The following is a 14533-nucleotide window of genomic DNA, read 5'->3' as shown; positions in this document are numbered from 1 at the left end:
CGGGCAGCCGCTGCCGGCGGCGTACCCCGACGGCCTGCCGCGAGACGAGGCTCGGCCGTCGCCCGCCAGCGATCGCTTCCGGCGGGCTGGGTGTCCGGCTCACTGTGCTCGTGTCCAGTCTGATGTGCCGTGTCGGGTGAGGGAGGCATGGGCGTGAGAGGGCGGCGGCGCGTCCTGCGCGCCGCCGCCCCTTCTCCCGCGTTGGGCCTGGTCAGTTGCTGAAGTAGAAGTAGTTCCAGGTGCCGTATGTGGTGGTGTTGACGTTGTCGCCCGAGGAGGGGTCGATGTAGGAGGTGCGCACCCGGGCGCGTATGCCCGAGGTCGGATCCATGGCGTGCAACCTGGAGATCGCCAACGTGGACTTCTACGAGTTCGTCGCCGAGGACCAATGATCCCGCTGAGACAGTGCGGTTCACTACGGAGACGGAGGCTGGCGCGTTCCCGCATCCCCGACCTCCGCGAGCTGACGGGCCGGCCGATCCACCCCGGAGGTAGAGGCACGATGACGCCCGAACCCGAACCTGCCGAGAACGGCCCCGCCGCGGCCTCAACGGGCCGCCCCGCGTCCCTGACGCGCGCGGTACTGGCCGAGCGTGGCTTCGTCGGCTTCGTGCCGTTCGCCGACCTCCCGCACAGCACCGTCCCCACCGGGGAGGGCATCTACGTCGTGCTGCGCCCCTCCGCCTCACCCCCCGTCTTCCTCGCACGCAGCCCCGCCGGCCACCACAAGGGCCACACCCCCACCACGACGACCGCCACCCTCAACAACGCCTGGGTGCCCGGCGCCACAGTGGTGTACGTCGGCAAGGCCGCTGGCCGCCAAGGGCTGAGTCAACGGCTGAACGCCTACCGCCGCCAGGGCCAGGGCCGCAACGTCGGGCACAGCGGCGGCGCGTACATCTGGCAGCTGGCCGACTCCGACACACTCCTGGTCGCCTGGCGCACCGTGACCGAGCCCCCCGCCGGCCAGGCCGAGGCGGAGCTGATCGCGGAGTTCACCTCGATCCACGGAGCACTGCCATTCGCCAACCGCAACCGGGGATCCTCGATCGTGCGCGGACCCGCTGGCGCTGTCGATGTAGTTGGCCCCACTTCGGGCTTGACCCGGCTCCAGGACAAACCGGACGCAGCTACTCCCGGCTAGAAATGGCCCCACCGCTGAACAGGATGAACGGCCTCATGTGGGGTCGCTTCAAGCCGGAACTGAACACGTGCGTGGGTCCAAACCGGACCGATTCCGCTGGGGCCAGCGGCAAACCGATAACGCCAACCAGCCTTGCCGGCCGCAGCCACGCCAGGGGGTGGGGAGCACGAGCAGGTCTGGAGAACGAGCCGAGCGTCCTTCGGGCGCGAGTGCTGTTGTACCGCGGTGAGAGGCCTGAACGGCTACTGGGCTTCCTCGGGTTGAGCCTCCTGCTGTGACTCGGCCGGGGCGGACGGCGTGGGCTGGGATGCGTCGGGGGAGGTGTAGTACACGGAGCGTCCCTGCTTGGTGCGCTGGGCCTGGCCCTTGGCGACGAGGTTTTCGACGGTGGTGCGTACGACGGTGTTCTTGACGCCGCGTTCAGGGTGGGCCTGGTCGAGGGCGGCGGTGATCTCGACGGTGGAGCGAGGTTCGCTCTGGTCGGCGAGGTGCTGGCGGATCAGTTCGATCAGCGAGGGCTGTGCTGCTGTTGAGGGCGCGTCCTCGGTCTTCTTGGCTGGCTTGCGGGCTCGTTCGCGGCTGGGTGCAGCGGTGGTCTTCTTGGCCTGCGCGGTGGTGCTCGTGCGCGAGGCGGCTTTCTTGCGGGGTGCCGGCACGGTTGCCTGCTCAGGCGCCGTGGGCTCGGCAGGTGGGAGGGTGATGCCGAGTGCCTTCTGCATGGTCACCAGCACGGTGTGGTCGTGCTGCAAGGTGGCCAACTGCTGCTGCAGTGCCGTGATTTCCCCGCTGACCCGGTCCTGTTCCTTGAGGTTGTGCTCGAGGTCGCTGGTCACCTGGGCGGCGTATTGCGAGGTCAGTTCCGTGGAGGCGGTCGTGTTCTCGGACATGGTGGTGGCCTTTCCTTGATGTCACAGCCGCAGGGGGTCTGTGACGGCCGGGGCCTGGCCGCGTGCGCGGTGCGACGACACGGACTGTGTCATGGCGCAGGGCCTGGCGTAGAGATAGTACGGACGGACGGGGAGGTTGTTCCGCACGGCAACTGTGGAACGTCACGTAATTCCCCACCCTCGGCGCCAACTTCCCGCCCTATCGTTCGAACGTGCTGCACTTGGTTCCTGCTGGGACCTGAGTCAGATGTGGGCTCTGACCTGCTTCACTGGATGCCCGAGTGTGTCGCTGATAGTGGCCAGTTCCTCGTCGCCGAACCAGTCACGTTCGGGGTTCCAGATGGCGATCTCGAAGCGGGCGAAGGCGCACGGCCAGTCGTAGTCCAACACGTCCAGCGACGTGGCGGTGCCGCAGCAGGGCACTTCCACGGCCAAGGTGGCGAAGCCGTCCTCACAGTGGGTTTCCAGCAGGTCGGCGTACCATTCGGTGTCGATCGAGGCGCCGCAGTGCGGGCGGCCGATCCGTTCCAGGTTGTCGCCGCAGTCGACGGGGGTGAGGGTGTCGTGCCAGGTGACGTCGATCTCGACCTCCACGCCATCCGGCAGTCCGGGAGCCAGGTCCGCGGCAAGCGCGGCGGTCCGCTCGGGCGCCGCCCGGTCGGGCTGCCACTGGGGATCGGTCGGAATGATCGACAGGACGTCGTCGCTCACGGACTCACTCAATTCGTCGGGCACAAGCGTTCGGTGGGGTGCCGCGATCGTAGGGCCACGTGCCGGCTGGCCGTTCCCTGGGTTCGTTACTCGTCGATGGCAAGGCCCGTGCCGGCGAGGCAGCCGTCGACTATGTCCGGTCGGTACTGGATCTGCTTGAGCCTGCGCTTGACGGCCTTGGTGATCTGGGTGAGGTCGGCCGGGGCGAGATTGCCGACCTCGACGCGATATAGCCTGCCCGTGATCGGGTGCCGGGACCGGTGGCGTATCCCTCGGCGACGGCGCGTCAGGCCGACCGCTGCAGGTATCGGCCTACGACTCGGGGCGCACCGTCACGTTGGCATGGCCAGCGCCATACTCTCGGCCTCGACCGCCGTCAACAGGGCCGTCACCCACCGGAGTTACCACCTGGTGGGACATCTTGCTTCCCATGTGGTTGCCGTACGGTCTGTGCATCCCCCGTGGTGCGGGGGCAGGGGAGAGGACAGCGCAGGCGTGATCACGGGTGAGGAAGAGTGGCAGGCGCGGGCGAAGTGCCGGACCGCTGACCCCGACGACCTCTTCGTCGAGGGCGCGGCCCAGAACCGGGCGAAGGCCGTCTGTAACGGGTGTCCGGTGCGCACCGAATGCCTGGCCTACGCCCTGGACCACCGTATCGAGCACGGGATCTGGGGAGGCATGACGGAGCGGGAGAGGCGCAGTCTGCTGCGCCGGCGCCCCACCGTGACGTCCTGGCGGATTCTCCTGGACACCGCGCGCACCGACCACGAACGGCCTGGCGGTCGGTCGTCCGACAGCACCGAAGACTGGTCCGGGACCGGCTGAGCCACCTCATGTCCGGAGGGCCGCGGCGGCGCGCAGGAGCTGAGGACGGCGCTGGTCAACGCCGACACCGTTGACGGGCGAAGACATCCGGATACGTCTGGCGATGGCGTACACCTGGAGCCCTGGTGCCGAACGATTCCGGCTCCCGGCGACGAGATGTCGCCGGGAGCCGGATGTTGGTAGCGGGTGCGGGAAACGCAGAGTTGGAACAGCACGCTTCATGGTGAGAGATCCACGGAGGTCGGTGGCTTGGGCTGCTGTACGCGGCCATGCCGGCCGGTCTTGGTGCGGGCGGGAAGCGGCCCATCTCTGCCGTGAAACAGGGGGCTTGGGAAAGGCTTGGTCAGGGTGAGGTAAGGATTGCGCAGGTCGCTTCTTGTTCATCCCGCGGCTCTACTCGCATAGACCTGGGTAGTGGTGTCATGCCGTCAGCCGCCCGGCACCCCACCTTCCGGGCCGACCCCGCGGGAGATCCTCTATGCGTCGCTTCACCGCCACTACCTGTGCCCTGGCCCTGGCGGCCGCGGGCATGATCGCCGCTTCGGCCGGCACTGCCCAGGCGTCGACCTGCTCCCACTCCTACCTGCCGTTGCCCGACTCCTCGTGTACGCCGGGCGCCTACAACTCGGATGTCACGCAGTCGAACATTCACAGCACGATCTGCGTGTCCGGCTGGACTGCCACCGTCCGCCCGCCGACGTCCTACACCAACCCCCTCAAGGCCCAGGGCATCATCGACTACGGCTACTCCGACACCAACATGGCCGACTACGAGGAAGACCACCTGGTCCCCCTCGAACTCGGCGGCTCGCCCCGCAGCACCAGCAACCTGTGGCCCGAGCCCTACTCCGGCACGAAGACCGCCACCACCAAGGACGGCGTGGAGACGAAGCTGAAGAACGCCGTCTGCGCCGGCACCATCACCCTGTCCGCTGCCCGCAGCGCCATCAAGACCAACTGGACCACGGCCCTGCAGGTCACCGGCATCGGCTGACCCTGCCAGCTGCCGGGACATCCAGTCCGAACGTGCTGCATGTCCCGGCACCAAGCGTCGAGCTCGGGTCCGGGCCGGTCATCATCTCGCTGGTGCCGGCGCTGACCGAGTTGTCCGGCCGCCGCCGCTGGTGGGTTGCTGGGCGCAGCCGCACGACGTTGCGGCCGCGGTGCGGGTGGCCAAGTTGAGGGTGATGGTGCCGCCGGAGGCGTCGACCTTGCTCCGCGCCGCCTGAGGCTCCTAGCGCGACTCTGCGTATCCGTCCCTGAGTCATGCCTTGGCGGAGGCTACTCCGTGCTCGTGCGCAGACGCCTCGGGTCAATAGGCCGCCCTCCCGTGAGCGCGGAGCCGTCGACGTACCTCCTCGGTGAGTCCGGGAGTCCGGTGCGGCCGTGTCGCGAGGCGGAAGGGGATTCCCGTGCCTCGTCTTGGCCGCGCCGAGTTTGTGGAAGGGCAGGACCCCCAGGCGTCGCACCATGTCGAGACCGGCGACGCATGCGGCGTGGCCGTCCACAGCGTCCGAGTCGTCGTGTCAGGGCGGGGGTGCGCCGCCGGTCAGCCGTCGGTAGGTGCCGACCTCGAAGGGCTTGACGCCCTCGCGCGCTGGGTATCGCAGGCGCATGCAGGCATGGGGAAAGGCCGTGTGGACGGGACCCCGGTTGGAGACTTTCCTGCGGCGCGTGGTGTGGCGGATGCTGGCGAGAGAAGCGCCGCAGCCATGGTGGATCCCGCGGCGCCTGCTGACCATGGTGTCGGCCGACGTCGACGCCAGTGCCGGTGTCGGGGCGGTCTGGCTCGTGTGGCGTCCGAAGTCACCGCGCATGCGTGGCCCTGGGACGCGACGGCGCCGAGCTCTCCAGCATTGGCCCCCATGACGGACTGGACACTCATACCTGGGCACGGCTGAGAGAGGATCTATGACCAGCCTGCTTCCTGGGTCTTCGTCGTGCCGGCTGTCCTGGCTGTTCCTGCCGGTCACCTGGAGAGGGTGAGGTTGTTGTGCAGGAGGACACCACCAGGGCGCTGACCCACCCCCGAGTGCGTCGCCGACACACTCACGGACGCCTCGGCAAGGACCTGGATCGGCGCCGCCTTGCGGGAAGTAGCCACTCCCACGATTTCTACTGGTACTCCGGCGTCCTCGCCCGCCGCCGCGCCAGGAACGCCGCCGTTCCGGCGGCCGCCGAGGCGGAGCCGGTGCAGAGGTGAAGCCGCGCGACGCGGCGGTCCCCCGCCGCGCCGTGGCCCCCGGCCCCGTCACACGAGCTCAGCCGCGGGGGCTGGTGATCCGTTCAGGCTGGATCACGTAGATCACCCGGACCTGGTCGCGGCCGCCGAACCACGGGTAGGGCCCGCCAAGGTACTTCTGCGCGAGCTTCTCGATGTGCTCGACCGCGCCCTCGGTGGTCACCCGCACCACACGGCCGCGGATCTGGACGTAGGAGGACGGTTCCGAGGGATCGGAGACCGCGATGGCCACCCGCGGGTCGCGCGCGATGTTCCGGGTCTTCTGATGCGACTCCACGCTGTTGATCAGGACGTGCTCACCGTCGGTGTCGACCCATGTCTGGGTGAGCTGGGGCGAGCCGTCGGGCATCGTCGTGGCGATGTAGCAGGTGCTGGGGCTTCGCAGCATCGCCACCACGTTCTCGCCGAGGGATACGGGCACGGGGGTCTCCAGGAGTAGGTCCGGTGGACGCCGGACCCACGGTAGCCACGCGTGCAGACCGGCCCACGTCCGGCCCCGGGAACCACGCACCAACCGCCGCTCAGAGTTCGCGGTACCCCTTGTGCTGGGCGGCCTGGGCGCGCGGGCGGACGACGAGCAGGTGGACAGGGCGGAGGCCGGACGCCTTCGGGCAGTTGTAGGTGAGCGGGGCCGCAACGGCGGGGCCGACCAGAGAACCGGCAGGTGGCGGCCGGGCCGATCACGCCGGGTCCGGACTTCTCCCGGATTCGGTCGGCCGCCCCCTCAGCAGTGAGTCGCGCCCGCCGGGCGGCGTCGAGGCTGAGTTGCTCGGCGACCTGACCGCTTTCGACCAGGTCCTCGCCACGCAGTGCGAGACCGGTCAGCCGGCCCCGCTGGAGGCCTGCGCCGTCCCGGAGCTGGTAGGTGGGCTGGCGCAGGTCGTCCTCGTGCCCGGACGGCTCGGCCAGGCGGCGGGGCTTCCCCAACGCGGGTCCGCCGGGAAACCTGAGCGTGAGCGTGACGGCGCGTGCGGCCTGCCCGCGGCGGCGCAGTTCGGCACCGAGTTGCACGACCAGGCTGACGAAGGTGGGCAGGCGCTGCGGGGTGACGGTGCGGGGGTCGATGACGCGGGCCCGGTCGACAGCCGTGCGGCCCGCTTTCCCAGCAGGCGCTGCACGGTCACGGCCGGCAGTGCGGCGAGCAGGTCAACGCGGTCGATGCATCTGCTGCGGCACGCCTGCGCGACACACAACTACGAGTCAGGGATGAGGGCTAACGGCGGGCTGCGGAAGGCCGTCTGCCGCCGGTGCGGCTGAGCGGGGAGCGTCGGCGCGGACGGCACCTGCCGGGGATGCCGGATCGCGGTCCGGCTCGGTCAGGACCCGGCGTGGATGCATGCCGAGTTCGAACGGGCCGCCCTGCCCGCCGGGCGGCCGCTGCAACTGGCCGTGCGCATCCAGGAATTGGCGCTGAACAGCAACCCGCTGCGCTGCCGCGCCGCCACGGGCCCGCGGCAGAGGCTCGCGCCGTGAGCCCGCGGCCGGGTACCCCCGGCCCTCGACGACCCGTGGTGTGCGTGGCGGAAGTGCCGGGCCGGTTCGGGCTGTTCGCGCCCTGGCCCAGCACCTTCACCCGCAGATGGCCGCCGAACGCCGGGTCGGGCGCCGGGCCGGCCGATCCGCGACGCGGCGCCGTCGTCCGCCGGCAGGACGTCACCGTCCGACGTCACAACGACACCGACGGCCGCCGTCCGCCGTCCGCCGGCTGAGCCGAACGCATCGCTCCGCCTCCGACCGCTGCGACGAAAGGTTTCAACGTAGGCGTCTGCCACAACGGATCGTTGCCGCCGGGCCAACGCGAAGAGGCTATCCGGGCGCGGTGTGATGACCAGGCGGCCGGGGCGGCGTATGAGTGAACACCGATTTTTTACTCCAGCGTTGCGGGCCGGACGTCGGTCCCGACACGCCGGCCCGGGTCCGGTCTCCAGAAAACCGCAGAAAGAGACCTTCCATTCAGTACCGATTGATTCTTGATCATGAATCTCCGGGCACTGACGGACAGTCAAGCTATTGCCTGAAGGGTTGACAACGCATCAAGGGCCGTGTTGTTCTCTTCGAGGGCGGGACGACCGTACTGTTGGCGCCTGAAGATCATCCCGCTCACACGCACCAAAAACGGGGAAACACGGGGAAATCACGGGGATTGACATGCCAAACAGAGCGCCTTCTGGCGCGCTCATAGCCTTCAAGCCGAGATTAACAGACAATCCGGCTCTCGTTTGCGTGCCCTGGGCCGGGGCCGGGGCGGCGCCGTTCCGCGCCTGGACGTCGGTCTTCGGGACCGCCGCGACCATCTACGGGGTACGGCTGCCCGGCCGGGAGAGCCGCATCGACGAGCCGTTCTTCGAGGACGTCGACTCCCTCGTCAAGAGCATCGTTGCCGAGGTCGAGTCGCTGGGCGACCGGCCCATCGTCCTGTTCGGACACTGTTCCGGCGCCCTGCTGGCCTACGAGGCCGCGCGCGCCCTGGGCCCGCGGGTGACGCGCCTGGTCGTCGCCTCGCAACTGCCGCCGGCCGAGGCGGCCCGGACCGCGGCCGACGAACTGGGCTCCCGGGAGTCGCTGGCCGAGCGCTATCTGGGCGAGGACGTCGCCGACGATTCCGAGATGCGTGCGGTGGCCCTGGAAATCCTGGAAGCCGATATCCGTGCCGTTTCCGGATATCAATTCACACCCGGCCGACTGCGCATTCCGATCACGGTATTCCACGGAATGAATGACCGTGAGATACGGTCCGCGGACCTTGCCGGCTGGGTTGCCGAAAGCACGATTCTGTCGGAGATACGCGAAGTGGCAAATGCCGATCACATGTTCAGTGGTGCGGCATGGGCGAATCTCGCCGAGCTGATCGCCGTTGAGCTGGGCCTCGTAACGGTCTGACGCATATCCGACCGCACCACATTTCCAGTACGACCGCACCGCATTTCCCAATGAGTATCAACGGGTGGAGCGGACGTGGACCGGGCGCGCGACGACGTCCACTGTGGACCGTCGGCGGACCGGCACGCCGTCGACGCCCGGCCCTTCACCCTGCACCGCCACCGAAAGGTCTTCTGTCATGCAAAGGGTCAGGTCCGGTTGGCGCCCCGTCGGACGCACGCAGGTCCTCGCTCGGCGCGACCTCGTCGCCGAGAGCGACCACTTCGCCATCCGTCCGTGCGGGCCCACCATCGGCGCCGAGATCTCGGGGCTGCCGCTCGTCGCGCCCATCTCGTCGGCCGCGCGGGCCGACCTGCGGCGGGCCTTCCGGGACTGGAAGGTGCTCTTCTTCCGCGACCAGCATCTGTCCAGCCGTGACCACGTCGAGCTGGCCCGCGTCTTCGGCGACCCGCTGTTCCTGCCGATGCCGGACAAGGGCGACTTCCCCGAGGTGACCCGCGTCGCCGCGGGGCCGGGCGAGCCCGGCGCCGAGAACGTCTGGCACAGCGACGGCTCGGGCGACGAGAAGCCCTCGCTCGGCTCGATCCTGCGCGCCCTGCACGTCCCGCCGGCCGGTGGCGACACGCTCTGGGCGGACATGGTCGCGGCCCACGACGGCCTGCCCGACGACGTCAAGGAGCGCATCGCCAACCTGCGCGCCGTGCACGACCCCTTGACCATCTACGACGGCTACGACGAGGTAGCGCGGGAACGCGACGGCCGGGGCATGTTCCCCGTCAGCGAACACCCGGTGGTGCGGGTGCACCCGGAGACCGGGGAGAAGATCCTCTACGTCAACCGCTTCTACACCACGCGCATTCTCGGCGTGGACGAGGCGGAGAGCGAGGAGCTGCTGGCGTACCTGTGCGACCAGGCGCACTACCCCGAGTACCAGGTGCGCTTCCACTGGACCGACGGCGCCGTCGCCCTGTGGGACAACCGGTCCACCCAGCACTACGCGGTCTCCGACTACTACCCGCAGACCCGTGTGCTGGAGCGCGTGAGCATCGCGGGCGACCGTCCCCAGGGCCCACGGCGGCTGCTGCGCAACGCCGTGCGAAGGGAAGCCGGCGTTGCGAACCGTTGACCCGACGACCGATCCGTCGACGAACCCGACGACCGATCCGTCGGCCGAAGAGCGCCACCGCGTCGTGGCCGGGCTGTTCGCCGACGTTCTCGGGCTGGACGCCGACGAGCTCGAGCCCGACGACGACTTCTTCGACGAGGGCGGGAACTCGTTGCTGGCCACCCGCCTGGTGAACGCGGTCCGGGCGCGGTTCGGGGTGGAGCTTCCGCTCAAGGCGCTGTTCCGGGCGCCGACGGTCGCCGGGTTGGTGGCTTCCATCGGCTCGGCGCCGAGCACCCGCCCGGCGCTCGTCCCGCGGGACAGGCCGGGGCTGGTCGCGGCGTCGTTCGCCCAGCACCGGCTCTGGGCCGTCAGCCAGTTCGAGGCGACGGGCGGCGTGTTCAACGTGCCGATCGCCGTACGGATCCGCGGCGCGCTCGATGCCGGCGCGCTCGCCACCGCGCTCCGCGATGTCGTGGTCCACCACGAGAGCCTGCGTACGGTCTTCGTCGACGTGGACGGCGTGCCCTGGCAACGGGTCCTGGAGCCCATCGCGGTGCGGGTGCCGCTGCACCGGGAGACGGTCGCGGAAGCGGACCTGCCGGCCGAGCTGGCCGCCGCCGCGCGGCACGTTTTCGACCTGGCCGCGACCCTGCCGATCGCGGCGTGGCTGTTCTCGACGGGGCCCGACGAGCACGTCCTGCTCGTCGTGATGCACCACATCGCGGTCGACGACGGCTCGGTGCGGCCGTTGTTCCAGGACCTGTCGCTCGCCTACGCGGCCCGGACCGAGGGACGGGAGCCGGCGTTCGCGCCGCCGCCCGTGCAGTACGCGGACTACGCGGCCTGGCAGCGCGAGCTGCTCGGCGCCGAGTCCGACCCGCGCGGCCTCGGCAACAGCCAGATCCGCTACTGGCGGTCCGCGCTCGCCGGCGCACCCGACGAGCTCGTGCTGCCGTTCGCCCGGCCCCGGCCGGCGACACCGTCCTACCGCGGCGACCGCGTGGCCGTCACCGTGGACGCCGAGCTGCACGCGGCGCTGGCGGCGCTGGCCCAGTCGACCGGCACCAGCCTCTTCATGGTCGTCCACGCCGGGCTCGTGGCGCTGCTCCGCCGGCTGGGCGCGGGTTCCGACATCGTCGTCGGCGCCCCGGTGGCCGGGCGCACCGACGCGGCCTTGGACGACGTCGTCGGGTTCTTCGTCAACACCCTCGTGCTGCGGGTCGACTGCGCCGGGCGACCGGACCTGCGCACCGTGCTCGACCGGGTCCGGGAGGCGGACCTGGAGGCGCTCGGGCACCAGGACGTCCCGTTCGACCGCCTCGTCGAGGCGCTCAACCCGCCGCGGTCGCTCGCCCGGCACCCGCTGTTCCAGGTGATGCTGACGATCCTGGGCGACGACGGCGAGCTGCTGCGGGCGCCCGGGCTGTCCTGCGCCGAGGAGCGCATCGACCTGTCCTTCTCGCGGTACGACATGTGGCTGGGCCTGGTGGAGTCGAGGTCTCCCGGCGGCGACCACGCCGGCCTCTCCGGGGAACTGCGCTACAGCACGGACCTGTTCGACGCGGCGACGATGCGGGACCTGGTCGACCGGTTCGTCGCGGTCCTGCGCGAGCTGGCCGCGGACCCGTCTCGCCCCGTCATCCCCACCGCGCAGCCCACGACGCCAACCGCCGTCCGGCGAAAGGTGCTCGCGCATCCGGCAGGACCAGGAAATGGGAGGGAACGCACGTCATGATCGTGAACGTCTTCAGTATCGGATCCGCCCCGCCCAACGCCATCGCCGAGGCCGCGGAGCCCTACGGCGGCTGCACGTTCGTCGTCGAGCCGGACGACGACGCCGCGCTCGCGTCCGTGCCGGTCCTTCAGGAGCTCGGCGAGGTCGTCGTCGCCGACGGTGTCGACGCGTGCGTCCGCGCGCTCGGCGGGCGGGTCCCGGCCGGGGTCGTCACGTTCGCCGACCGGGGTCTCCGGCTCGCCTCCGGACTCGCCCGGCACTACGGGCTGCCCGGCCTGTCGGAGAAGGCGGCGGAATGGTGCTGCGACAAGATCGCCCAGCGCGAGCGGCTCAACGCGTGCGGCGTCGGCGACGTGCCGACGGCGCCGCTGCAGGGCGGCGTCTTCCCGGCCGAGGTGCCGATGCCGGCCGTCGTCAAGCCACGCGAGGGCGCCGGCAGCGAGGACACGGCCTTCGTCCACTCCGCCGAAGAGTTCCGCGACCTGATGACGCAGCTGTCCCCGGACCGGCCCTACGTCGTCGAGCGCTACATCGAGGGCGTCGACACGCCGTTCGGGCCGTTGCTGACGGACTCGGTCTCCGTCGAGAGCGCCGTCGACGCCCGCGGCGCGGTCCGGCACATCGGCATGACACTGCGGCTGCCGCTCGCCCCGCCGGCCCGCGACACCGGCCTCGTCTTCCCGGTCCACCGGCACAGCGCGCTCACCGGGACCCTGCTGGAGCTCGCCGCTGCGGCGATCGCGGCGGTGGACTTCACCGCCGGCCTCACGCACATCGAGTTCAAGCTCGGGCCCGACGGGCCGGTCGTCATCGAGGTCAACGGGCGGCTCGGCGGCGGCCTCTACCGGCTCATGCCCCGGGTCGGGACAGTCGAGCCGGTGGGGCTGGCCACGGCGCTGGCGGTCGGGGAGTCGCTGCCGGACGCGTTCGCCGAGCCGACCGGCCACGCCATGCACTACTACGCGCAGCCGCCCTACGGCGCTGTGGCGGTGTCGGCGCTCCCGTCGCCGCGGACCGTGCGCGGCGTGCCCGGCGTGTTCGGCGCCGACCCGCGCACCCGGGCCGGCGCCCCGGTCCACTGGCGGCAGGGCTCGGCCGGTCGCGTCTACGACATCTGGATCGCGGCCGATTCACTGGCCGAGCTCGACCAGCGGAGGGCGGCCGTCGACGAGCTGCTGGAGCAGACGACCGAGTGGGAGTACGAGCGATGACCGAGGTCTCGTTGTCCGACGTCTCGTTGTCCGACCTGTTCGAGCGGCAGGTCCGGCGCACGCCGGACGCGTGCGCGATCGAGCACGGCGAGGGCGCGCTGACCTACGCCGAGCTCCTCCGGCACAGCACGGCGCTCGCCGCGGAGCTGCACGCCGCCGGCGTCGGGCCGGAGCACGTCGTCGGCCTCGATCTGCCGGTCGGGCCGCGGCTGGTGGCGACGATGCTCGCCGCCGGGCGGCTCGGCGCGGCGTTCCTGCCGCTCGACCAGCGCGACCCGCGCAGCCGGCGGGACCACCTGCTGGCCGACGCCAGGCCCGCGGCGGTGGTGGTTCAGGACGGCCTCCTCGCCCCGGACTCCCCGCCACAGCGGCTGCTGGACCGGGTGCCGAGCGTCGCGTCCCCGGCCGCGTACCTCAACTACACCTCGGGCTCGACCGGGGAGCCCAAGGGCGTGGTCAACGAGCAGCACGCGATCGTCAACTACATCGAGGCCGCGATCGCCGAGTACCGGCTCGCCCCGGCCGATCGGCAGCTGCAGTTCTCGTCCATCGCCTTCGACATCGCGCTCGAGGAGGTGTTCACCGCGCTCGGCTCGGGCGCGACGCTCGTGCTGCGGGACGAGGACTTCCGCTACGAGGACGTGGAGGACTTCCTGCGGCTGGTCGACAAGCGGGGACTGACCGTGGTCAACCTCCCGACCGGCGTCTGGAACCAGTTGGGCCGCGCGCTCCGGCAGGTCCCGCACGTGCGGCTGCCGGCGGCGGTGCGGCTGATGATCATCGGTGGCGAGGCCGCCGGCCCGGACGCGGCCGAGGCCTGGCACGCGGCGGCCGTGCACCCGGAGTTCCGGATCGTCAACACCTACGGGCCGACCGAGGCCGCGGTCGCGGTGAGCTTCGCCGAGCTGACCGCGGGCGGCCCGGTCACCATCGGCCGCCCCATCCGCGGGGTCGGGCTCGTCGCCGTCGACGCCGACCTGCGCACGGTGCCCGACGGGGAGATCGGCGAGCTGCTGATCAGCGGGATCGCGCCGGCGCGCGGCTACCTGGACCGGCCGGACGAGACCGCGGCGCGGTTCGGCACCACGGCCGACGGCGCCGAGGGCCGCTGGTTCCGTACCGGCGACCTGGGCCGGGTCCGGCCCGACGGGCTGATCGAGTTCCGCGGCCGGGCGGACGACCAGGTGAAGGTCCGCGGCGGGTTCCGGGTGGAGCCGGGCGAGGTCGGCAACGCGCTGCTGACGCATCCGGGCCTCGTCGAGGTCGCGGTGCTCCCGGTGGACCTCGGCGCCGGCCGGGCGCTGGCGGCGTTCGTGGTCGCGGTCGACGCCGCGGCCCCGCCGCGCGCCGCCGACCTGCGCGACCACCTCGCGGCCCGGCTGCCCGACTACATGGTCCCCGCGTCGTTCACGCCGGTCGCCGCGATCCCGCTGACCGACCGCGGCAAGGTCGACGCCGCGGTACTGCGGGCCCTGCTGAGCGAGGTGCGGTCGCACCCGGAGTCCTCCGGCAGCGTCGCGGACGCCGTCCGGGAGAGCTGGGCGGCGGCGCTGGGCGGCGAGCCCGAGGACGAGTCCGCGGACTTCTTCGACGACGGCGGGGACTCGATCGCCGCCGTGGAGTTCCTCGGGCAGCTGCGGTCCCGTCTCGGGCAGGCGCCACCGCTGCGCGAGCTCTACCGCGCGCCGCGCTTCGGCGACGTCGTCCGGCAGCTGACCCAGGACCCGACCGACTCGTCCGTCACCGCCGTCTAACGGCGTATCACCCCTATCCATCGAGCAAGAGGGTTA

Annotated in this window: 14 protein-coding genes; 10 read left to right on the top strand and 4 right to left on the bottom strand. The window is 71.0% G+C overall.

The features are described from left to right. The first annotated feature begins 502 nt into the window (after nt 1-502). A complete protein-coding gene (locus tag AB0D59_RS46540) occupies nt 503-1144 on the top strand; it encodes a hypothetical protein (RefSeq protein ID WP_362577911.1) in 642 nt (213 codons plus the stop codon). Between the two features lie 242 nt (nt 1145-1386). Here the strand turns inward: AB0D59_RS46540 and AB0D59_RS46535 are convergent, their stop codons facing one another. Next, entirely contained in the window at nt 1387-2031 is a 645-nt protein-coding gene (locus AB0D59_RS46535; protein ID WP_362577909.1) for a hypothetical protein, read from the bottom strand. A 243-nt stretch (nt 2032-2274) separates the two neighbouring features. Continuing rightward, nucleotides 2275-2742, bottom strand: a complete 468-nt coding sequence (locus tag AB0D59_RS46530) for a hypothetical protein (protein ID WP_362577907.1) — start codon at nt 2740-2742, stop codon at nt 2275-2277. 450 nt (nt 2743-3192) lie between these two features. Here AB0D59_RS46530 and AB0D59_RS46525 point away from each other — a divergent pair, with 450 nt between their 5' ends. Continuing rightward, nucleotides 3193-3567: a WhiB family transcriptional regulator gene (locus AB0D59_RS46525; RefSeq protein WP_362577986.1), complete on the top strand. Its 375-nt coding sequence runs from the start codon at nt 3193-3195 to the stop codon at nt 3565-3567. A gap of 478 nt (nt 3568-4045) precedes the next feature. Beyond that, nucleotides 4046-4561: a hypothetical protein gene (locus AB0D59_RS46520; protein WP_362577905.1), complete on the top strand. Its 516-nt coding sequence runs from the start codon at nt 4046-4048 to the stop codon at nt 4559-4561. 1267 nt (nt 4562-5828) lie between these two features. Here the strand turns inward: AB0D59_RS46520 and AB0D59_RS46515 are convergent. Beyond that, complete coding sequence (locus AB0D59_RS46515; protein ID WP_362577903.1) at nt 5829-6203, bottom strand: PPOX class F420-dependent oxidoreductase; 375 nt, start codon at nt 6201-6203, stop codon at nt 5829-5831. After that, nucleotides 6095-6820 (bottom strand): hypothetical protein, encoded by a 726-nt coding sequence (locus AB0D59_RS46510; protein WP_362577901.1) that lies wholly within the window; start codon nt 6818-6820, stop codon nt 6095-6097. The genes AB0D59_RS46515 and AB0D59_RS46510 overlap by 109 nt, the downstream gene beginning before the upstream one ends. Before the next feature lie 321 nt (nt 6821-7141). Here AB0D59_RS46510 and AB0D59_RS46505 point away from each other — a divergent pair, with 321 nt between their 5' ends. From AB0D59_RS46505 to AB0D59_RS46475, 7 genes are all read left to right on the top strand, one after another. Then, on the top strand, nt 7142-7282 hold the full coding sequence (locus AB0D59_RS46505; protein ID WP_362577899.1) for a hypothetical protein: 141 nt from the start codon (nt 7142-7144) through the stop codon (nt 7280-7282). Between the two features lie 44 nt (nt 7283-7326). Further along, nucleotides 7327-7518: a hypothetical protein gene (locus AB0D59_RS46500; protein WP_362577897.1), complete on the top strand. Its 192-nt coding sequence runs from the start codon at nt 7327-7329 to the stop codon at nt 7516-7518. A 514-nt stretch (nt 7519-8032) separates the two neighbouring features. Continuing rightward, complete coding sequence (locus AB0D59_RS46495) at nt 8033-8689, top strand: alpha/beta fold hydrolase (RefSeq protein ID WP_362577895.1); 657 nt, start codon at nt 8033-8035, stop codon at nt 8687-8689. Between the two features lie 178 nt (nt 8690-8867). Further along, the gene (locus AB0D59_RS46490; RefSeq protein WP_362577893.1) at nt 8868-9815 is read left to right on the top strand and encodes a TauD/TfdA family dioxygenase; all 948 of its coding nucleotides are present in this window, start codon (nt 8868-8870) and stop codon (nt 9813-9815) included. Then, the gene (locus AB0D59_RS46485) at nt 9802-11532 is read left to right on the top strand and encodes a condensation domain-containing protein (RefSeq protein WP_362577891.1); all 1731 of its coding nucleotides are present in this window, start codon (nt 9802-9804) and stop codon (nt 11530-11532) included. The genes AB0D59_RS46490 and AB0D59_RS46485 overlap by 14 nt, the downstream gene beginning before the upstream one ends. After that, on the top strand, nt 11529-12743 hold the full coding sequence (locus tag AB0D59_RS46480) for an ATP-grasp domain-containing protein (RefSeq protein WP_362577889.1): 1215 nt from the start codon (nt 11529-11531) through the stop codon (nt 12741-12743). Before AB0D59_RS46485 ends, AB0D59_RS46480 begins: the two co-directional genes overlap by 4 nt. Further along, on the top strand, nt 12740-14497 hold the full coding sequence (locus AB0D59_RS46475) for a non-ribosomal peptide synthetase (RefSeq protein ID WP_362577887.1): 1758 nt from the start codon (nt 12740-12742) through the stop codon (nt 14495-14497). The genes AB0D59_RS46480 and AB0D59_RS46475 overlap by 4 nt, the downstream gene beginning before the upstream one ends. The last annotated feature ends 36 nt before the right edge of the window (nt 14498-14533 follow it).

Origin of the sequence: Streptomyces sp. NPDC048417 (assembly GCF_040651615.1) — a bacterium.
Taxonomy (GTDB): Bacteria; Actinomycetota; Actinomycetes; order Streptomycetales; family Streptomycetaceae; genus Streptomyces.
This window is presented reverse-complemented; position numbering and strand designations above follow the sequence as displayed.